General features: G+C 69.0%; 17 protein-coding genes and 1 pseudogene. 7 read left to right on the top strand and 11 right to left on the bottom strand.

Annotated elements, in window-relative coordinates; all coding sequences use genetic code 11:
- Positions 1-13: 13 nt before the first annotated feature.
- A complete protein-coding gene (locus F573_RS0102140) occupies positions 14-580 on the bottom strand; it encodes a carboxymuconolactone decarboxylase family protein (RefSeq protein WP_019021289.1) in 567 nt (188 codons plus the stop codon).
- Positions 577-1,164, bottom strand: a complete 588-nt coding sequence (locus tag F573_RS0102135; protein WP_019021288.1) for a TetR/AcrR family transcriptional regulator — start codon at positions 1,162-1,164, stop codon at positions 577-579. The genes F573_RS0102140 and F573_RS0102135 overlap by 4 nt, the downstream gene beginning before the upstream one ends.
- 82 nt (positions 1,165-1,246) lie before the next feature.
- Here F573_RS0102135 and F573_RS0102130 point away from each other — a divergent pair, with 82 nt between their 5' ends.
- Positions 1,247-2,029, top strand: coding sequence for a hypothetical protein (locus F573_RS0102130; protein WP_019021287.1), 783 nt, complete (start codon positions 1,247-1,249; stop codon positions 2,027-2,029).
- A 27-nt stretch (positions 2,030-2,056) separates the two neighbouring features.
- On the opposite strand, the gene F573_RS0102125 is transcribed toward F573_RS0102130, so the two are convergent.
- The gene (locus F573_RS0102125; RefSeq protein ID WP_019021286.1) at positions 2,057-2,386 is read right to left on the bottom strand and encodes a high-potential iron-sulfur protein; all 330 of its coding nucleotides are present in this window, start codon (positions 2,384-2,386) and stop codon (positions 2,057-2,059) included.
- Between the two features lie 337 nt (positions 2,387-2,723).
- On the opposite strand from F573_RS0102125, the gene F573_RS0102120 reads away from it, so the two are divergent.
- On the top strand, positions 2,724-3,260 hold the full coding sequence (locus F573_RS0102120) for an outer membrane beta-barrel protein (RefSeq protein ID WP_026300761.1): 537 nt from the start codon (positions 2,724-2,726) through the stop codon (positions 3,258-3,260).
- 154 nt (positions 3,261-3,414) lie between these two features.
- Positions 3,415-6,183 (top strand): cation-transporting P-type ATPase, encoded by a 2,769-nt coding sequence (locus F573_RS0102115; protein WP_019021284.1) that lies wholly within the window; start codon positions 3,415-3,417, stop codon positions 6,181-6,183.
- 37 nt (positions 6,184-6,220) lie between these two features.
- Here the strand turns inward: F573_RS0102115 and F573_RS0102110 are convergent, their stop codons facing one another.
- Positions 6,221-6,727 carry a cytochrome c gene (locus tag F573_RS0102110; RefSeq protein ID WP_019021283.1) on the bottom strand — a complete coding sequence of 169 codons (507 nt, stop codon included), beginning with the start codon at positions 6,725-6,727 and terminating at the stop codon, positions 6,221-6,223.
- On the bottom strand, positions 6,724-7,350 hold the full coding sequence (locus F573_RS0102105) for a hypothetical protein (protein ID WP_018870077.1): 627 nt from the start codon (positions 7,348-7,350) through the stop codon (positions 6,724-6,726). Before F573_RS0102105 ends, F573_RS0102110 begins: the two co-directional genes overlap by 4 nt.
- A 102-nt stretch (positions 7,351-7,452) precedes the next feature.
- On the opposite strand from F573_RS0102105, the gene F573_RS0102100 reads away from it, so the two are divergent.
- Positions 7,453-8,205 carry a glycosyltransferase gene (locus F573_RS0102100; RefSeq protein ID WP_019021282.1) on the top strand — a complete coding sequence of 251 codons (753 nt, stop codon included), beginning with the start codon at positions 7,453-7,455 and terminating at the stop codon, positions 8,203-8,205.
- A 1-nt stretch (position 8,206) separates the two neighbouring features.
- Here F573_RS0102100 and F573_RS0102095 read toward each other — a convergent pair whose 3' ends face one another.
- The 3 genes and pseudogenes from F573_RS0102095 to F573_RS15360 all read right to left on the bottom strand — a co-directional run.
- Positions 8,207-9,895, bottom strand: a complete 1,689-nt coding sequence (locus F573_RS0102095) for a GGDEF domain-containing protein (RefSeq protein WP_019021281.1) — start codon at positions 9,893-9,895, stop codon at positions 8,207-8,209.
- 55 nt (positions 9,896-9,950) lie between these two features.
- Positions 9,951-10,622, bottom strand: coding sequence for an O-methyltransferase (locus F573_RS15365; RefSeq protein WP_019569157.1), 672 nt, complete (start codon positions 10,620-10,622; stop codon positions 9,951-9,953).
- A 159-nt stretch (positions 10,623-10,781) separates the two neighbouring features.
- Positions 10,782-11,111, bottom strand: a pseudogene (locus tag F573_RS15360) (permease); the annotation flags it as partial.
- 125 nt (positions 11,112-11,236) lie between these two features.
- Here F573_RS15360 and F573_RS0102080 point away from each other — a divergent pair.
- Positions 11,237-11,704, top strand: coding sequence for a CopD family protein (locus F573_RS0102080; protein WP_019021279.1), 468 nt, complete (start codon positions 11,237-11,239; stop codon positions 11,702-11,704).
- 7 nt (positions 11,705-11,711) lie between these two features.
- Here F573_RS0102080 and F573_RS0102075 read toward each other — a convergent pair whose 3' ends face one another.
- Entirely contained in the window at positions 11,712-12,158 is a 447-nt protein-coding gene (locus F573_RS0102075) for a DUF3293 domain-containing protein (protein ID WP_019021278.1), read from the bottom strand.
- Between the two features lie 143 nt (positions 12,159-12,301).
- Here F573_RS0102075 and F573_RS0102070 point away from each other — a divergent pair, with 143 nt between their 5' ends.
- Positions 12,302-13,987 (top strand): diguanylate cyclase domain-containing protein, encoded by a 1,686-nt coding sequence (locus F573_RS0102070; RefSeq protein WP_019021277.1) that lies wholly within the window; start codon positions 12,302-12,304, stop codon positions 13,985-13,987.
- Here the strand turns inward: F573_RS0102070 and cls are convergent.
- Entirely contained in the window at positions 13,978-15,402 is a 1,425-nt protein-coding gene (gene cls, locus F573_RS0102065; protein WP_019021276.1) for a cardiolipin synthase, read from the bottom strand. The two genes, F573_RS0102070 and cls, sit on opposite strands and share 10 nt — an antisense overlap.
- Before the next feature lie 174 nt (positions 15,403-15,576).
- Between cls and parC the strand changes: the two genes are divergently transcribed.
- Positions 15,577-17,832, top strand: a complete 2,256-nt coding sequence (parC, locus tag F573_RS0102060; RefSeq protein ID WP_019021275.1) for a DNA topoisomerase IV subunit A — start codon at positions 15,577-15,579, stop codon at positions 17,830-17,832.
- 15 nt (positions 17,833-17,847) lie between these two features.
- Here parC and F573_RS0102055 read toward each other — a convergent pair whose 3' ends face one another.
- Positions 17,848-19,677: an EAL domain-containing protein gene (locus F573_RS0102055; protein ID WP_019021274.1), complete on the bottom strand. Its 1,830-nt coding sequence runs from the start codon at positions 19,675-19,677 to the stop codon at positions 17,848-17,850.
- Positions 19,678-19,696 lie beyond the last annotated feature (19 nt).

The raw sequence follows: 19,696 nt of genomic DNA, 5'->3' as shown, positions 1-19,696 counted from the left end.
GCTGCGCTCTGTCTCAGCCGCCGGTCGGGGCGGTCCAGCGTTCGCCCTGCATTGGCTCGTCCACCGGTGTGGCGGCGAGGTGGTTGGTGTAGTTGGACAGGGTCTTGAGGCCGATGGCGAGGATGACCTCCAGCATCTTCTGCGGGGTGTGGCCGGCCTCCAGAAAGGCCTGCTTGTCCTTCTCGTCCAACCAGCCGCGGTGTTCCAGCATGGCCCGGGCAAACCCGCGCAGGGCCTCCAGCGCGGGGTCCTCCAGCGGCCGGTCCTCGCGCAGGGCATCTACCACCGAATCGGCGACGCCGGCCATCCGCCCGGTCATGCTGTGGGCGGCCATGCAGTAATCACAGGCATGGAAACGACTGACGGTGAGCAGCAGCACGGCCTGTTCCTCGCCGCTCAGCGAGGTCTGCTGCAGGAGTTCGTTGAGATCGAGATAGGCCGCGGCCAGGGCCGGGGCGGTGGCCATCTTGCGGATCAGGTTGGGGACCATGCCGAAGGTGGCCTCGGCGCGGTCGAAACTGCTGGCGGCCGCAGGGGCCGATGCGCGGTCGTGCAGGGGGAAATCGGATTCGGTCGTCATGGCGCGTCTCCGTCGGGATGGGTGGTGAGCAGCAGGTCCTGCAGCGCCGGGGCCAGGCGCAGGATGGTGTCCGCGTCCTGTTCCGCCCGCGCCATTAGCAGGATGCCCTCCATCAGCGCGAGCCAGTGATCGGCGAGGCGGGCGGTGTCGGTGCGTGCGTCCAGTTCGCCGTGCGCGACGGCCGCGTCGAGGGCCGCGCGGAATCGCGCGCGGATCGCGTCCAGATGGCCCTGCATGGCTGCGCGCAGGCGCGGGCTCTGCGTGCCGGTTTCCACCGCCAGGCTGCCGAACGGGCAGCCGGGAAGGCGACCCTCCGCGGCCTGCATGCGGGCCTGGAATGCGTGGATCGCGCCGACGAAGGCGGTGATCCGCTCGCGCAGTCCGCCGGGTCCGCGCAGGGCGGGCTGCAGGACTTCCGCCTCGAACTCGCCGTACAGCGCCTCCAGCGTGGCGATGACCAGATCCTCCTTGCCCGGGAAGAAGTGATACAGGCTGCCGCGCCGCACGCCGGCGCGCTCGCAGATGCCGGCGATGCCCACCGAACCGTAGCTGCGGGTGAGCACGAGACCGCGGGTGGCATTCATCAGAGCCTGTCGGCTTTGGTCTCCGGTCGTCATGATCTACAGTCTAGTTGACCGATCGGTAAACGCAAGGGGAGGGAATCCGATGGGAGATCCAACGAACGAAGCGAAAGGCCTTGAGGGCGGCGTTTCGGATGACGGGGCCCCGGGTACCTCCGGTGGATCGGCCACGTCGCCGGTGCATGTGCCGGTGCGGTATCGCAGGACATGGGAGGATGGCTTCGGCGCGCGCGGCTGGAAGCTGGCCCTTCCCGGACTGGGCGAGGACGTGATTGCCGCGACACCGTTCACCGGCGAACGCATCCCCACCTCGGTCTTCGTGCATGACATCGTGGATCACCACCTGTGCGGCTTTGCGCTCTCCGGCTACCTCGACGAGGCGGGGGCGCTGATGCAGCTGGCGCTGCGCACGGGCTCGGATCCGGTGGAGGACTATCGTCAGATGATCGACGAGGACCTGCTGCCCGGGCGTCCGGTCGCGGACGACTGGCCGGCCCTGTTGCCGCAAGCCCTGCGGCCCGTGACGGATACTCGCCCCGATCCGGAACATCTGCGAGGGCTGGCGCAGTGGGCGGGGCAGGGGGCCCTGCGGGCACTGCTGGTTGCAGGCTTCGTGCAGGCCGGGTACGCGCGTCTGGCGAGCGCGCGCGCGAACTGGGAAGGATACGGTCTGGACGTGCGAGCCCGGGAGGCCATTGCGCTGGCGCTGCAGCGCCTGTTCGAACGTCTGGACGAACGCATGCTGGCGGGCGACGTGCGGCACGCCGAGGGGCTATTCGAGATCACCAACCGGCGGGTGGCTTATCGTGATGCCGGCGGAGCGCTGGAGGACGCGGAGATCGTGAGGGAAGACCCCGCCGATGCGTGACCGGCGGGGTCGGGGCGTGCCCGTGAATCAGCTCATCACGTGCGCGTCGCACCAGCCGGCTTCGTTCACCAGGACGTTCTGGAAATCCTGGTGGAAGCAGCCGCCCCAGCCTTCCGGGGCATCCACGTTGGCGTTCCAGAAGGCGCAGTTGTCGCAGCGCGCGCCTTCCTGGAACTGCGGGTGATCCGCGGCATCGGCCGCGTCGTTGACGTAGTCGTGGGCGTGACCGTCTTCGGCCTTCTCGTCCGCGGCGTGGACGGACTGCGTGCCCATCAGGCTCACCACCGGAATGGCGGCCACCGCGGCGGATGCGCGGCGCAGGAAGGCACGGCGATTGGCGTTGTGCTTGTCGGACATGGGGAACCTCCGTACTTGCGTAGGCTTGTGAATGTTCTTCGCTGACAACGTCCGGTGTTTTTTCACGATGTATTCCGGACGCTGCTTTCGAGTGTTACAGATGACGAGGGTTCCCGGCCAGATCCGGGATCCGTGTCGCGGGGCACCGCTCTGCGCATCGGCCTCACTTTGAATAGATGATATGGGGTCGCGGGAAATTCCTTCCGCTCCCGCCGGTGCGGTCGATCGGTAATGGCTGCGGCAGGCTTGCGGAGCACCGGCACCTGTCCCGGGAGTTTTACGGATCGGGTGTCAGCGTTAAACTACCGTGAAACACAAGCTTTTCCGGGAGTTCGACATGCAGGTACGCAGGATGATGTTCGCAATGGCCGCCGCTCCGCTCCTGGCGGTCGGCACCGCCAGTGCCGATGGGATGGGGCTCAACCCGAGCTTTGCGGTGATGGGGGGTGGCCTGTGGACCACCGACTCCGATCTGCGAGATGACCCGGCCTATGGTCTGGAAATCGGCTCCGACTGCCTGCTGTTCCAGCCGGACAACGGCGTGCTGCGCCATCGTCTGAGCGTGACCGAGTTCGACGACGGCCCGCTGCGGATGACCAGCACCGAACTGAACACCCACTGGGAGTTTGAAGTTGCCGACAGCGTGACCATGGGTTTCGGGCCCGGGCTGGGCTATGTGAACACCAAGCTGGACGGTGACCGCAACGGTCTGTGGGCCGGGCAGTTCGGCGGCTCGGTGCAGTACGACGTGGATGACACCCTGTTCGTCGGCATGGAGGCGCGCTACCAGATCACCGAGAGCGACCGCTTCGCCGGCTCGCGCGAGGACATGGACAACATGCGCGTGATGGCCAAGGTCGGTTTCAATTTCTGAACCGGCAGGGCCTTCACTGAGAAAAAGGGCCGTCCCGGGCGACCGGGGCGGCCTTTTTTGTGCGTTCTGTCACGGAATCGGCGGGCTTGTGGCCGGCGCCGAACTCCGACAGGATTGAACCGTGACGCACCAACCACCCGGATGAAGCCCGCCCATGGATGAATCCCGTCCCGATGCCCCTGACGCTCCTGACACGCCCGGCGGCTCGGGGGACGATACCGGTGCCACCACTGCGTGGCATGCACTGGAAGCCGACGAGGCCCTGCGGCGCCACGACGCCGCACGCGAGGGGCTGAGCGGCGACGAGGCCCGTGAACGGCTGGAGCGTTTCGGCCCCAACGCCCTCAAGCCGCCGGAAAAGGCCGGGGTGCTGCGGCGTTTCCTGAGTCATTTCCACAACATCCTGATCTACATCCTGGTGCTGGCGGCCATCGGGACCGCCCTGCTGGGCCACTGGGTGGACACCGGGGTGATCCTGGCGGTGGTGCTGATCAACACGCTGATCGGCTTCGTCCAGGAGGGCAAGGCGGAAAAGGCGCTGGACGCGATCCGCAGGATGCTCTCGCCGCAGGCGGTGGTGCGGCGCGACGGCGAACGCCGCGAGGTTCCCGCCGACAGCCTGGTGCCGGGGGATGTCGTGTATCTCCAGGCCGGGGATCGCGTGCCGGCCGACGTGCGGCTGTTCGAAACCCGCAACCTGCAGGTCGAAGAGGCGGTGCTGACCGGGGAGTCGGTGGCGGTCGAGAAGGATACGGCCGCGGTCGATGAAGGCGCCGACCCGGGCGATCGGCGCGGCATGGCGTTCTCCGGCACGCTGGTGTCCTTCGGCCGGGGTACCGGGGTGGTGGTGGCCACCGGCGGCGATACCGAGATCGGGCGCATCTCCACCATGCTGGGCGAGGTGGAGAGCCTCGAGACGCCGCTGGTGCGCCAGGTGGCGCAGTTCGGCCGCTGGCTGGCCGGCGTCATCATCGTCATCTCGGCGGCGACCTTTGCCTTCGGCTTCTGGGTGCGCGATTACCCGCTGGACGAGATGTTCCTGGCGGCCGCCAGTCTGGCGGTGTCCACCATCCCCGAGGGCCTGCCGGCGATCCTGACCATCGCCCTGGCCATCGGGGTGCAGAAGATGGCCCGGCGCAACGCGATCATCCGCAAGCTGCCGGCGGTGGAGACGCTGGGTTCGGTGTCGGCGATCTGTTCCGACAAGACCGGGACCCTGACCCGCAACGAGATGACCGTGCAGGCGCTGATGACCGGTGCCGGCGAATACGGGGTCAGCGGGGTCGGTTATGCGCCGCACGGCGATTTCACGCGTGACGGGGCGGAGGTGGAGCCGACCGATGCCCCGTGTCTGGAAGAGGTCCTGCGTGCGGGGCTGCTGTGCAACGACGCGGAGGTCTTCGAAAAGGACGGTCAGTGGGTGATGCAGGGCGACCCCACCGAGGGGGCGCTGGTGACGGCGGCGTTCAAGGCCGGCCTGAGCGCGCGCCACGAGCACGAGTGCCTGCCGCGCACCGACGTGATCCCGTTCGAATCGGATCACCGTTACATGGCGACCCTGCATCACGACCACGACGGCCACGGGCGCATCTACCTGAAGGGGGCCCCGGAACGGGTGCTGGAGCTGTGCGAGCACCAGGCCACCGCCGACGGTCGCGAGCCGCTGCGGGCGGATGAATGGCATGCGTCGATGGACGCGATCGCCGCGCGCGGTCAGCGCCTGCTGGCCATCGCCCGGCGCGCCACCACCGCCGAGCAGCGCGAGCTGACCTATGGTGACGTGGAACAGGGCGGATTCATCCTGCTGGCGCTGGTGGGGATCATCGATCCGCCCCGCGACGAGGCGATCGCCGCGGTCGCCGACTGCCAGCGGGCCGGGATCCGGGTCAAGATGATCACCGGCGACCATGCGGCCACCGCGCGGGCGATCGGCGAGCAGCTGGGCCTGCGCGGCGAGGGCGGCACGCTGACCGGGCAGCAGCTGGAGGCCATGGACGACGACGAACTGGCGCGCGCGGTGGAAGACACCGACGTGTTCGCGCGTACCACGCCGGAGCACAAGCTGCGGCTCGTCAGGGCGCTGCAGGGCAATGGCCGTATCGTGTCCATGACCGGGGACGGGGTGAACGACGCGCCGGCCCTCAAGCGCGCGGATGTTGGCGTGGCCATGGGGCACAAGGGGACCGAGGCGGCCAAGGAGGCCTCGGAGATGGTGCTGGCGGACGACAACTTCGCCTCCATCGCGCATGCGGTGGAAGAAGGCCGCACGGTCTACGACAACATCCGCAAGGCCATTCTGCACATGCTGCCCACCAATGCCGGGCAGTCGCTGACCATCATGATGGCGATCCTGATGGGCCTGGCCCTGCCGCTGACCCCGGTGCAGGTGCTGTGGGTCAACATGGTGACCTCGGTGACCCTGGCGATGGCGCTGGCCTTCGAACGGACCGAGCCGGGGGTGATGGGCCGTCCGCCGCGAGCGCCCGATACCCCGCTGCTGTCGGGCTTTTTGCTGTGGCGCATACCGTTCGTGGCGATCCTGCTGTGGCTGGGGACCTTCGGCCACTTCGTGTACATGGAGGAGGTGCTGGGGGTGGCCGATGACCTCGCCCGCACCGTGGCCATCAACACCCTGGTGGCCGGTCAGGCCTTCTACCTGCTGAACCTGCGCCTGATCCATCAGCCGGTGCTGGCGGGCGGCGAGCTGTTCCGCTCGCGAGCGATGTGGATCGCCATCGGGGTGCTGGTCGTGCTGCAGCTGGCGTTCACCTACGTGCCGGTGATGCACACCCTGTTCGGCACCACCGCCATCGATACCGGGGACTGGGCGCGCATCCTGCTGTTCGGGCTGGCGGTGTTCCTGATCGTGGAAGGCGAGAAGCTGGTGTTCCGGCGCATGGGGTGGGCCGGGGCCGGGACCTGACCGGGCTGGTCAGGTCCGGTCCCCGCCCCGGCCGGTATCAGTCGGTGTGGGTGACCCACTCGCGGCCGGTGGCCTCTTCCCAGTCTGCGGGTGTGGGCGTGCTGCGGTCGTAGTCCAGCCAGGCCTCGTAGACCTCGTCGGGCCAGTGCGACTGCAGCCAGTAGATGATGGCCTCGGCGTCTTCTTCGTCGATCTGTTCCTCGAACGAGGGCATGGTGCCGCCACGGGCCTGACCGCCGTACCGGATCATGTCCTTGAGCTGCCACCAGGGGTGGTGCCAGGTGTGGGCCGAGCCGTCGAGCGGCGGCGGGGGCCAGTTGCCGTCTTCGTCCGGCTGGTGCCAGTTCTCCGCCCCCTCGCGGTCCTCGCCATGGCAGGCCGCGCAGTACTGCTGATAGAGGTGCTCGCCGCGCGCGAGGATCTCCGGGTTGTCGGTGCGTTCGCGGTGTTCCGGCTCGCCGGACCAGAAGCCGCCGTCACAGCCGGCCAGCAGCAGGGGCAGGGCCAGGGCGAGAAGCGGGGAGGCCCGCAGGGTCGCGGTCACTCGGCTTCCCCTTCGTCCGGCGAGTCGTCCCCGCCGAAGGCATCACGGACCCCGTCCCAGGCGTCGCGCGAGCCGTCGCGGATGCGGCCCCAGGCGTCCCGTGACCCGTCGCGTACGCCATCCCAGGCCTCGCGGGAACCTTCGCGGACGCCGCCCCAGGCCTCGCGCGAGCCGTCCCGCACGCCTTCCCAGGCCTTGCGCGAGCCTTCGCGGATCGACCCGCCGGCGCGCCCGCTGCGCAGTTCCATGTCGTCGTACCAGGCGGCCAGGGCATCGCGTTCGTCGTCCAGGGCCTGCAAGGCCCGTTCGCGGTTTTCGCGCGTGGTGTCGGCGAGATCGTCCCAGGTCTCGCTGGCCTCCCGGTGCAGGCGCTGCAGGGTGTCATCCATCGCGTCCAGGGTATCCCGGGTGCGCTCGCGTGCGGTCTCGTCGCCTTCTTCGGCATCGCGCTGCAGCTGCTCGCGGCGCTGCTGCCAGTCCTCGCGCAGGCTCTTCATCGACTCGCTGGTGGTTTCGGCAGCGGTGGTCCCGTCGCCGGATTCCGCCCAGGTGGCCGGTGGCAGCGCCAGCAGGAGCCCGAGCACGGCCAGGAGTAACAGTCGGGTGGCTGGATTGCGGGTCATGAGGAGTCTCCGGATGCCTCGATTTGTCCACCATGGTAGACGAGTGCGGCCCGGTGTAGTTTCCCCAGTTCCGTGCGCGACGGCCGACGAGGAGGTGAATCCGTGAAATTCGACGCTTTTGTCCGCGGTGCTCCGGGCCTGTCCGTGATCATCCCCGCGTGGAACGAGGCGGAATGGCTGCCGCGGACCCTGGCCGCGGTCCAGGGGGCGCTGGCCGGTGTCGAACGGGCCAGCGAGATCATCGTGGTCGACAATGCCTCCACGGATGCCACCCCGGAGATCGCGCAGCGCGCGGGCTGCCGGGTGGTGTACGAGCCGGAGCGCAGGATCAGCCGGGCGCGCAATGCGGGTGCCGGGGCGGCTCGCGGGCAGTACCTGCTGTTCGTCGATGCCGACACCTGGCCCGATGCCGAACTGCTGCAGGCCACGCTGGACGCGCTCGACAGCGGAACGGTGTGCGGCGGTGGCGCCCGGGTCGCCTTTGATCATCTCGACCATCGCATATATCGCTGGGGCGCGGCCGTATGGAACGCCCTCTCCGCGCGCCTGGGGCTGGCCGCGGGTTGCTACGTATTCTGCACCCGCGAGGCGTTCGCGGCCGCGGGCGGTTTCAGCGAGGCGGTCTATGCGGGCGAGGAGGTGTTCCTGTCACGGGCACTGAAACGCCGGGGACGCGCGCAGGGTCAGCACTTCGAGATCCTGCAGACGCCGGTGCTGACCTCGGGGCGCAAGGAGGACTGGTTCCACCCCGCGCGCCACGTCCTGGTGGTGCTGCAGGTGCTGCTGTTGCCCTGGAGCCTGCGTTCGCGGCGTCTGAGCTGGTTCTGGTACACGCGTCCGCCGCGCAAACCCTGACTCAGAGCACGTCGAAGCGGTTGCGTCCGGATTCCTTGGCCGAATACAGGGCGTGGTCGGCGCGTTCGAGGATCTCGTCGACGGGTTCTCCGGGCTGCGCGAGGTGGCCCCCGGCGCTGAAGGTCACGGGCGTGTCCTCGGGGGTTTCCACTCCGGCGGCGGCCTCGATGAGGGCCTGACCCATGGCGGACAGGCGTTCCGGATCGCAGGGATGTAGCAGGACCAGGAATTCGTCGCCGCCCCAGCGCGCCACCCGGTCGTCGGGGCCGAGAAATTCGCGCAGCCGTTCGGCGACCCGGGTCAGGGTGGCATCGCCTTCGGCATGCCCGTGGGTGTCGTTGAGCGGCTTGAAGTGGTCCAGGTCCAGATAGATGACCCCGAACGGCTCGCCGGAATGCCGCGCGCGCTGGGCATGGTCATCCAGCAGCTCGTCCATGCCCCGCCGGTTCACCAGTCCGGTCAGCGGATCCTTGCGGGCCATTTCGTGCAGTGCCTCGGTGCGCTCGCGGACCTTGGTCTCGAGGTTGCGGGTCTGGTTGCGGATGGCCTCCGCCATGCTCTGGTAGTGCCGCATCAGGCGGCCGATCTCGCCACGACCCTCGGGCAGTTCGACCGGCCGCAGGTCGCCCGCCTGGATGCGCGCCATGGCCGTTTCCAGTGCGGTCACCGGGCGGAAGATCAGGCGCTGCAGCGCAAGATGGACCAGCAGCAGCGTGAGCACCAGGGTGAAAGCGAAGACCACCAGGACCGGCGCGAAATGGCGCACCGGCATCACCTTGTCGAGATCCAGCAGGGTGATTTCGTACCAGTCGAGAGTCGGCAATCGGGCGATGCCCGCCAGCTGGCGCTGCCCGTCGATCTGGACGAAGTCGGTGCGCACCTCGCCTTCCGGGTCGGACAGATCCCGCAGTTCGTCCATCATGGAGCGGATGCGCTGGTGGTCGCGGGGACGGTCGACCAGGCGTTCCACCGTGCTTTTCTGACCCTCCGGCTGCACCAGGCTGGCGAATTCGATGAACTCCGGATCGCGGTAGAGCTGGATGGCGCCGCTGAAGTCGGCGAACACCGTGGTGATCCCCGGCTGCTCAATGTCGACGATGTCGCGCAGGATGCCGTCCAGTTCCAGGCCGGTCCCGGTCATGCCGAGGATCGAGCCGTCGCGGTCGCGGATCAGCACGTCGATCCACAGCTTGGTGACCCCCAGCTCGGTGTCCGGATTGACGTTGAGATGGAAGTCGCGTTCCTCCTCGATCAGGCGGAAGAACCAGGCATCATCGGGGTCGTCGGGGTCCAGGTGATAGCGCAGCGGGTCGTCGGCGAATTCGTCGTCGGCGTTGTTGTGGTAGTAGGCGCCGTTTTCGCGCAGGGCCACGAAGTAGTTTTCGTCGCGGAAATTGCCGCGAAAGCTCTCCATCTCCTCGATGGCGGCCGCCTCCCTGTCGGGGTTGTCGGGTTCGCGGGCGAACCGGAGGATGGCGGTGGAGTCGGCCAGCTGGTGCGACAGCGCGATCTCGCGTTCCAGCGGCTGCTGCAGGCGGGCGCTGTCGTAGCGCACCTGGATCTCCGCGACGTGCTGCCCCCACTGCTCGATGATGCCCTCGGCAATGCGCTCGAAGGCGAACCAGACGCCGACCAGTCCGACCAGGAGCAGGGCGCCGGCGAGCATCAGGAAGCGGCTGCGCAGGCTCATGCCGGGGGCGGGAAGGGAGATGGAAGACCGTGCATGGTTCAAGTTTACCAGAGGGTCACGCGGCCCGTTTGCGCGCCAGTGTGAGGCCGTCGCCGATCGGCACCAGCGACAGATCCACCCGCTCGTCCCGGTGCACGAACCGGTTGAATTCGCGGATCGCTACCGTGTCCTCGCGCTGATCACTGCGGTCGGCCACCGTGCCGTGCCACAGGGTGTTGTCGATCATCACCAGGCCCCCGGGCGCCAGCAGGGCGAGGCAGTGTTCGTAGTATTCGCGGTAGCCGGTCTTGTCGGCGTCGATGAAGGCCAGGTCGAAGGGCTCGACCGCGGGGTCTTCTTCGCGCAGGGCCTGGAGGGCATCCGCGGCCGGTCCGAGGCGCAGGTCGATGCGGTCCTCGACGCCGGCGCGGCGCCAGTAGCGGCCGGCGATGTCGGTCCATTCGCGGCTGAGATCACAGGTCACGATCCGGCCGTCGGCCGGCAGGGCCTCGGCGATGACCAGGCTGCTGTAGCCGGTGAAGGTGCCGATCTCCAGGTAGCGCCGGGCACCCGTCAGCCGGGCGAGCAGGGCCATGAACTGCCCCTGTTCCGGGGCGATCTGCATGCGCGCCTCGGGCAGGGCCGCGGTCTCCGCACGCAGTTCCGCCAGCAGCGGCGATTCGCGCAGCGAGGCGTCGAGCAGATACGGGTGGAGTTCGTCATCGAGACCGATGGACCGTGTGGACATGGCAACCTCCGGGTTAAGGAAACACTGCGCGCAGGCGTCGCTGCCGACATTGTCCGGGCTGGGGTCGGGTGGCGACTGGCGGGCGCGGCTTCCCGCCCCGACCAGCAGACCGGTGGCCAGCGCGGTGACCACCGCGCCGAGCCCCCGGACCACGGCCATCAGCGGTCCCAGCAGGATGTAGCTGATCGCCAGCGAATCGATCCCGATGCCGGGGCTGCCGATCAGGAAGGCCGTGGCGGGGCCGCGTCCGGCGCCGCCCCGGTGCAGGGCCAGGGCGGCCGGGATGGCGCCGCAGGAACACAGGGGCAAGGGCGCCCCGGCAACCGCCCCGCGCGTCGTGGCCCCCACCGATGATCCCCCGAGCCAGGCCTGCAGGCGTTCCTGAGGCAGCAGGGCGCGCACCAGCCCGGCGGCCGCCAGCCCTGCCAGCAGCCAGGGCGCGGCGGCGAGCGCGAGTTGCAGGGTGGCCTGAAGGATGTCGCTTGCCATGCCTCCATCCTTCGCCGTGTATCGCGGGGGCGCAAGAGCGACCAGCGCGGGTGACGGTTCGGCACCGTCCGGCGCGAGCGGCTACACTGCCGCCCATTCACGCAATGCAACGAAAGGAGATGATAATGACGGGATACGCACTGGCGAACGTCCTCCACGTCCTGGCCGTGGTGATCTGGGTGGGCGGCATGTTCTTCGCCTGGGCCATCCTGCGCCCGGCGGCCAACGCGGAACTGGATGACGCCACGCGCCTGCGCCTGTGGCCGGCGGTGCTGGGGCGGTTCTTCCCCTGGGTGTGGGTCTCCATCGCGGTGGTGCTGGTGACGGGCTTCTACCTGATCTTCGGCGTGCTCGGCGGCATGGGCGGGGTGCATCCCAGCGTGCATACCATGCTGCTGCTGGGCATCATCATGATGATGATCTTCGCGCACATCTTCTTTGCGCCCTATCGCCGGCTGAAGCAGGCGGCCGAGGCCGGAGACATCGCCGAGGGTCTGCGCCGGGTCGGCCAGATCCGCCTGTTCGTGGCGATCAATACCGTGCTGGGCCTGGTCACCGTGGCCGTGGGCTCCGGCGGCCGGCTGCCGCTGTAAAGCCCGCTCAGCGGCCCGGCCCGGAGCGCAGCCGCGGGTGCCAGACGAGTTCCGGCGCCCGCGGCGGTTCGCACTCCACCACTGCGTTCTGCTCGAATTTTTCCAGCCAGTGGTCACGGATCGCCGGCGGGAGGTCGGGGATGCCGAAGCCGGGTTCCTCCGGCCATTCTCCGTCCGGGTCGCCGCTGGTGGCCGGCCAGGCGGGTCGTCCCGCGCTGGTGATCGTGGCCCGCAGCTGTTCCTGGCGCCGGGCGTTTTCCGTCGCACCGGACGGCCGACTGAAGGGGTTGTGTGCGGTGATCAGCGTGATCCGTGCATGGCCCCGTGCGCTCAGCTGGCGCGCCAGTTCCGCGTGGGGCTCGCCAATGCTCAGCTCCAGGGTCGCGGCGCCACCCTGTGCGGCCCCGGCCGGCCCCGGCGGCAGCTGCAAGCGGTAGTGCGCCGCGGCGTACACCTGCTCCAGACGCCGGATTTCTGCGCGGCTTCCGGGGGCAGACGATCCCCCGCTGCTTGTCTGTTGGGTCATATCGCGGCACTCTCGAGGTTGCACCTGCACGGCAGGCGATTCGACAGGGGGAGCGGGATGTCGGTCAAGCCATGGATCCAGCGGGGAAGGATGTGAGCCGCGGGTCGGCCCCCGGTCGGGTCCCCGGGCGGACTTCGCATCTGACCGGGGCCTTTCTGCTGGTCCTGCTGCTGGTGGCGGCGGTGGCGGTGGTCAGCTGGTTGCGCGTGCAGCAGCTGCAGCAGGAGGTCCAGTCCCTCACCGCGGAATACGTGCAGCGGGTGGACAGTGTCCACCGCATGCGCGCGCTGGTGCGCGAGCGGACGCTGCGCGCGACGCTGGTCCTGAGCACCGATGACCCTGCCATGCAGGACCAGTACCGCCAGGAATTCCGTGATCTCGCCCGACGCTTCATCGAGGCGCGCGACGAGGTGGAGCGGGCGATCGACGATCCCCGCCATACGCGTCTGCTGGCGGAACTGCGCGAGATGACCGCGGTGGGGGCGCCGCTGATGAGCGAGATGATCGACCTGGCCCTTGCCGGCGGCCGTCAGGAGGCGTTGCCGACCCTGTATTCCCGCATCATGCCGGCGCAGGAGCGCACCCTGGAGCAGATCGAGCGCCTTCTTGCGGCCCTGGAACAGCAGAACGTGGCGGACATTCGCGCGATGGTGCGCCAGCACGAGGATACCCAGCAGGTCATGGTGATGGCCTCGGGCGTGGCCATGCTGCTGATCGCCGGCATCGGTTTTCAGGTACGCCGGCGCATCCGCCAGGATCATTCGGCGCTGCAGGAGGAACTGGTGCAGCGCCGCCGGGCCGAGGCGCGCCTGCGCGAGACCCAGGCCGGGCTGGAGGCCGCGGTGGCGCGGCGGACCGCCGAGCTGGAGGATGCCTCCGCGCGCCTCGAGGAGGCCCAGCGCATCGCCGGCGTGGGGTACTGGGACTGGGGCATCCGCGGCGAGCAGCTCAACTGGTCGACCAATGTCTATGAGCTGTTCGGTCTGGATCCCGAACGGGACACGGCCGGTTTCGAGGCCTACATGCACGCCATCCACCCGGAAGACCGTGCCCGGGTGCGCCAGGGCATCAACGCCGCGCTGGCCGAGGGCAGCCATTATCACCTGGAGCACCGGGTCGTACTGCCCGACGGCGGGCTGCGGCACGTGCGGGTGGAGGGCGAGATCTCGCGCGATGCCGACGGACGCCCGCAGCGGGTGCTGGGCATGGTGCGCGACATCACGCGCGACAAGCGTTCCGAGGAACGCCTGTGGCATCAGGCCCATCACGATTTGCTGACCGGGCTGCCGAACCGCAGCCTGCTGCAGGAGCACCTGCGTCAGGCGCTGAGCCGGGCGCGGCGCAACGGCACGCGTCTGGCGCTGCTGGTCTGCGATCTGGACGGCTTCAAGCCGGTCAACGACCGTCTGGGTCACGATGCCGGTGACGTGGTGCTGGTGACCGTGGCCGCGCGCCTGCGCAGCGGGGTGCGCGAGAGTGACGTGGTCGCCCGCGTGGGGGGCGACGAGTTCGTCCTGCTGCTGGAGGCCGTGGGCGGACCCGAGGACGTGCGCGCCGTGGGACGCAAGCTGCACCAGCGTTTCGCCGAGCCGGTGGAGATCAATCAGGAGGCGGTACGCGTGGGCCTGAGTCTGGGGGCGGCGATCTATCCCGACGACGGCGAACGGGCCGAGGAGCTGCTGCAGCAGGCGGACCACGCCATGTACGTCGCCAAGAACGGTTCCGGCCAGGAACTGGTGCTGTCGGATCAGAGGTAGGGTGTGAGCAGCCGGGCGGCGCCGTCGCGCAGGCGGATCGGCAGCGGGCGGCGGTAGATCTCGGTGAGCGTGAGCTCGCGCGAACGTTCCAGCAGGCCGTCGGCCCACTGCGTCAGGCGTCCGCCCAGCCCCGGGTCGTAGCTTTCCAGGTTGAACTCGAAGTTCAGACGCAGGCTGCGCGGGTCCCAGTTGGCCGAGCCCGCCAGCACCCATTCGCCGTCGACCAGCATGATCTTGGAATGGTTGAACGGCGGCGGGGTCAGCCACAGGCGGCAGCCGCGTTCCAGCAGTTCCGCCTGGCCCGGCTGGCTGGCCCATTGCACCAGCCGCAGATTGTTGTGTTCCGGCAGCAGGATATCCACGCGGATCCCGCGCAGTGCGGCGGCCTTGAGCGCCCCCACCAGGGCATGGTCGGGCAGGAAATAGGGCGTGGCGATCACGATGCGCTCGCGGGCCTCGGCGATCGCCGCCTGCAGGGTGAAGTTGAGGACCTCGAAGTCCTCGTCCGGGCCGTCGGGCAGCCCGCGGCACAGCAGGGCACCGCCGTCGGCGTCCAGTGGCGGGAACCAGGTTTCGCCCTTCAGCTGTTCGCCGGTGGTGAATTCCCAGTCCTCGGCAAACACCCGTTGCAGCTGGCGGCAGACCGGCCCGCGCACGGCGAAATGCAGATCCTGGATGGGGTGACGTCCGGGGTCGCTGGGGCTGTGCCCGCGGCGGATGTTCATGCCGCCGGTGAAGCCACGATACCCGTCGATCACCAGCAGCTTGCGATGGTTGCGCAGATTGAACGCGGCCAGGCTGCGCGGGATGTGGTGCACCGGCAGGAACTCGGCGGCGACGAGGCCGGCACGGCGCAGGTGCCGCACGGTGTTGCGCCGGCTGTAGCGCACGCCAATGCCGTCGACCAGTACGCGCACGGCGACCCCGCGCTCGCGTGCCGCCTTCAGGTGACGCACGAAGCGCTGCCCCTGGGCATCGTAGTCGAAGATGTAGGTGGCCAGGGTGATGGAATGTTCCGCGCGATCGATCGCCTCCAGCATCGCGCCGAAGGCCTGGTCGCCGTCGAACAGCGGTTCCATCGCGTTGCCGCCGGTCAGGCGGAACGGGCTCAGGCGGTCGCCGCTGTGTACCAGGCGTTCCCAGCGCGCCGGCGGCGCGGGGCGTGCCCCTTCGTGCGGCTGCAGCCCGGACAGCAGGTGCCCCTCGCGCAGGGCATGCGCACGGCGCCGGATGCGGTTGACGCCGAACAGCCAGTAGAGGATGGACCCGGCCAGCGGCAGCAGGAAGATCAGCCCGACCCAGGCGATCAGCATGCCGGTGTCGCGCCGCTGCAGCAGGGCATGCGCGGCGGTGGCGACGGCGATCGCGAGCGAGACGACGGCGAAAACACTGGCGGCCCAGCCGGTGTCGAGCACAGCAGGTCTCCCGGTGACGGTGTGGCGTGGCGGCGTTGTGGATGAACCGCCGCAGGCCCGCTACAGTACGCGGGCCGGGCGGCAGCTTAAAGATTTTCCCCGGTGCCCGCCACGGTGGCCCGCGGGAATCCAGCCCTGTCGCCCTCCGTTTCGCTCCCCGGCCGAGAATCGCGCATGAGCCATTCCCTGACTCCCGAATCGTTCGCCAATGGCGAGCAGCTGCCGCTGAAGGATTTCACCGAGAAGGCGTACCTGGATTACTCCATGTACGTGATCCTGGACCGCGCCCTGCCGCATATCGGCGACGGCCTCAAGCCGGTGCAGCGCCGCATCATCTACGCAATGAGCGAACTGGGGCTTTCGGCCACCGCCAAGTACAAGAAATCGGCGCGCACCGTGGGCGACGTGCTCGGCAAGTTCCATCCGCACGGCGACGCCGCCTGTTACGAGGCGATGGTGCTGATGGCGCAGCCGTTCTCCTACCGCTATCCGTTCGTGGACGGGCAGGGCAACTGGGGCTCGCCGGACGATCCCAAGTCCTTCGCCGCGATGCGCTACACCGAGTCGCGCCTGTCGCGCTATGCGCAGCTGCTGCTGTCCGAGCTGGGCCAGGGCACGGTGGACTGGGTGCCGAACTTCGACGGCGCGCTGGAGGAGCCGAAGATGCTGCCGGCGCGGCTGCCGAACGTGCTGCTCAACGGCGGCTCCGGGATCGCCGTGGGCATGGCCACCGACATCCCCCCGCACAACCTGCGCGAGGTGGCCGCGGCCTGCGTGCACCTGCTGGAACACCCGAAGGCCACCGTGGACGAGCTGTGCGAGCACCTGCCGGGGCCGGACTTCCCCACCGAGGCGGAGATCGTCACCCCGCGCGCCGATCTGCAAAAGCTCTACGCCACCGGCCAGGGGTCGGTGCGCGCGCGGGCGCGCTACGAGCGCGAGGGCGACGATATCGTGGTCACCGCGCTGCCGCACCAGGTCTCCGGGGCGAAGCTGCTGGAACAGATCGCCAGCCAGATACGGGCGAAGAAGCTGCCGATGATCGAGGATCTGCGCGACGAATCCGATCACGAGCACCCGACCCGCCTGGTGATCACCCCGCGCTCGAGCCGCGTGGACATCGAGGCGCTGATGGCGCATCTGTTCGCCACCACCGACCTCGAGAAGAACTACCGCGTGAACATGAACGTGATCGGGCTCGACGGCCGCCCGCAGGTGCGCGACCTGCCCGGGCTGCTGCGCGAATGGCTGGAGTTTCGCATCGAGACCGTGCGCCGGCGCCTGCAGTGGCGCCTGGAGAAGGTGCAGGCGCGGCTGCATGTGCTGGAAGGCCTGCTGATCGCCTATCTCAACATCGACGAGGTGATCGCGATCATCCGCGAATACGACGAGCCGAAGCCCGAACTGGTCAGCCGCTTCGGCCTCAGCGAGACCCAGGCCGAGGCGATCCTGGAACTCAAGCTGCGGCATCTGGCGAAGCTGGAGGAAATGAAGATCCGCGGCGAGCAGGACGAGCTCTCGCAGGAACGCGACCAGCTGGAGAAGACCCTGGGGTCCGAGCGTCGCCTGCGGACCCGCGTGCGCCAGGAGATCGAGAAGGACGCCGTCGACTATGGTGACGAGCGGCGATCCCCGCTGGTGGAACGCGAAGCCGCGCGGCCGCTGGACGAATCCGCGCTGGTGCCGGCGGAACCGCTGACCATCGTGCTCTCGGAGAAGGGCTGGGTGCGCGCCGCCAAGGGCCACGACGTGGACGCCCGTGGCCTGAACTACAAGGCCGGCGACGCCTTCCGCGCCGCGGTCGCCGGGCGCAGCAACCAGCCGGTTGCTTTTGTCGACTCCACCGGACGTGCCTATACCCTGCAGGCGCACAGCCTGCCTTCGGCGCGCGGTCAGGGCGAACCCCTGTCGGGCCGGGTGAACCCGGCCGAGGGGGCGCATTTCGTCGGCATGGCCACCGGGAGCGGCGAGGATCGCTGGCTGCTGGCCACCGATCATGGCTATGGCTTCATCACCCGGCTGGAGGATTTGCTGGGACGCCAGAAGGCGGGCAAGAACGTGCTGACCGTGCCGGCCGGGGCGGCGGTGCTGCCGCCGGTGGCGGTGCCGGATCCGGAGCGCGACCATTTGGCGGTGGTCACGACCCGGGGCTACCTGCTGGTGTTCCCCGCGGCCTCGCTGCCGGAGCTGGCCCGCGGCAAGGGCAACAAACTGGCCGGGATCCCGGCGGCGGCGATCAAGGACGGCTCGGAGCGGGTGCAGGAGGTGGTGGCCCTGGCTCCGGGCGATACCCTGGTGGTGCATGCCGGCAAGCGCTTCAAGGCGCTGGCGCCGGCGGAGTGGGGCGAATACGTCAGCGAGCGCACGCGCCGCGGGCGGCAGCTGCCGCGCGGCTACCAGAAGGTCGATTCACTGGAGGTACGCCGCTGACCCGCGCCGCGAGGTCTATGTACCGCGTTGCCCGGCGCCGGTGGCGTCCTGTGCCGGGGCGATCAGCGCGCGGGCATCGGCCTCGGGCAGCGGACGGTGATAGAGAAAGCCCTGGCCGACGGGGCAGCCCAGCTCCCGCAGCAGGTCGGCGTCGTCCCGGGTCTCGATGCCTTCGGCCACCGTCTCCAGGCCAAAGCCGCGACTGACCGCAAGGATCGCCTCGAACAGGCGGCGCATGTCGGGGTCGCCCGCGATGCCGTCCACCAGGGCACGGTCCACCTTGACGGTGGAGACCGGCAGCCGTCGCAGATAGGCCAGCGACGAATACCCCGTGCCGAAGTCGTCGATGGCGATGGAGACCCCCAGTTCGCGCAGCGCGTGCAGCTCTTCCAGGGCCTGATCGAGGTTGTGCATGATCGCGGTCTCGGTGATCTCGACCTCGAGGCACTGCGGCGGCGTGCCGGTCTGTTCCAGGGCCAGGCGTACGGCTTCGGTCAGCGTGTTGCCGCGCGCGGTGCGGGCCTCGAACTGGCGTGCCGAGATGTTGACCGCTACCGGGTAGCAGTCACCGGTCGATGCCCGCCTGCGGGAGGTCGCGGCCAGCGCCTCGCGCAGGGCCCATTCGCCGAGGTTCACGACCGCGCCGGTGGTCTCCGCGACCGGGATGAATTCCCCCGGCGAGACCCTGCCGAATTCGGGGTGATCCCAGCGCATCAGCGCCTCGAAACCGGTGACCATGCCATCGGGCAGGTGGATCTTGGGCTGGTACAGCAGCGACAGGCCTTGATCGTCATGGGCCAGCCCGAGGTCGTGTTCCAGGCGGTGACGCCGGCGGGCGGCCGCTTCCAGTTCGGGGTCGTAGGTGAGCCACTGCATCCGTCGGCGGTCGGCCTTGGACAGCGTGAGCATGACCCGGCGGATCAGCTCGCCGGTGTCGTGGCCGGCCTCGGTGGTGCGCGCATGTCCGGCCACGATCTCCGGGCGTACCTCGTACTGGCCGATCTGCAGGCGCTGCAGGGCGGTGTCGAGCATGTCGCGCAGGGCGTCGTCCGTCAGCCCGTGTTCGCTGCGGGCCAGCAGCAGGAATGTGGCGCCGCCCCAGAGCCCGCAGATCCCACCATGGTGGCCCACCGCGGCGTCCAGGCGGCCCTGCAGGCGCTGGCCGGTCTCGCGCAGCATCGGGTCGGCGGCCGCGTGGCCCTCCATGCGTTCCAGGGTCTCGTGGCCACTGACGCGCAGCATCACCAGATCGATCACCGTTTCCGCTGCATCCGCGAGCCAGCGTTCCAGGGTTTCCAGCAGCGCCGCGCGGTTGGGCAGGTCGGTGGCCAGATCGTGGTGGGCCAGGTACTCCAGATCACGATCCTTGCGCTGCAGGGTCAGGGATTGCGTCTCGAGGCTTTGCGACAGGTCCTGCACCTCGTTGTGCGTGGCATTGTGCAGGGCCCGTACCCGCAGCAGGTTGCTGATGCGCTGGACCACCTCGGAGGCATCGAACGGCTTGGTGATGAAATCCAGGGCCCCGCCCGCTAGCGCCCGCTGCCGGGTGTCCGGGTCGATCTGCGCGGTCAGAACGATCACCGGCAGCCAGTCGCCTTCGCCCAGTTCCGCGTTCAGGTTCTCCATCACCTGATGGCCGTCCATGCCCGGCATGCGGATGTCCAGCAGGAGCAGATCGAAGGCCTCCTCGCGCCAGGTCTCCAGCGCCCGTTGCGGGCTGGTCTCGCCGTGCACGTTGGTGAACCCCGCATCTTCCAGGATGGTGCTCAGGAGCTCCACGTTCATCGGGTTGTCGTCCACGATGAGGATGCGGGCGGCGGTCTGGTGGTGCTCGGGTATCAGCATGTCGGGGACGGACTCGGAC

Origin of the sequence: Thioalkalivibrio sp. ALE23 (assembly GCF_000378545.1) — a bacterium.
In the GTDB taxonomy this organism is placed as follows: domain Bacteria; phylum Pseudomonadota; class Gammaproteobacteria; order Ectothiorhodospirales; family Ectothiorhodospiraceae; genus Thioalkalivibrio.
The sequence above is the reverse complement of the archived record's forward strand: the minus strand, read 5'-3'. Positions and strand labels throughout refer to the sequence as shown.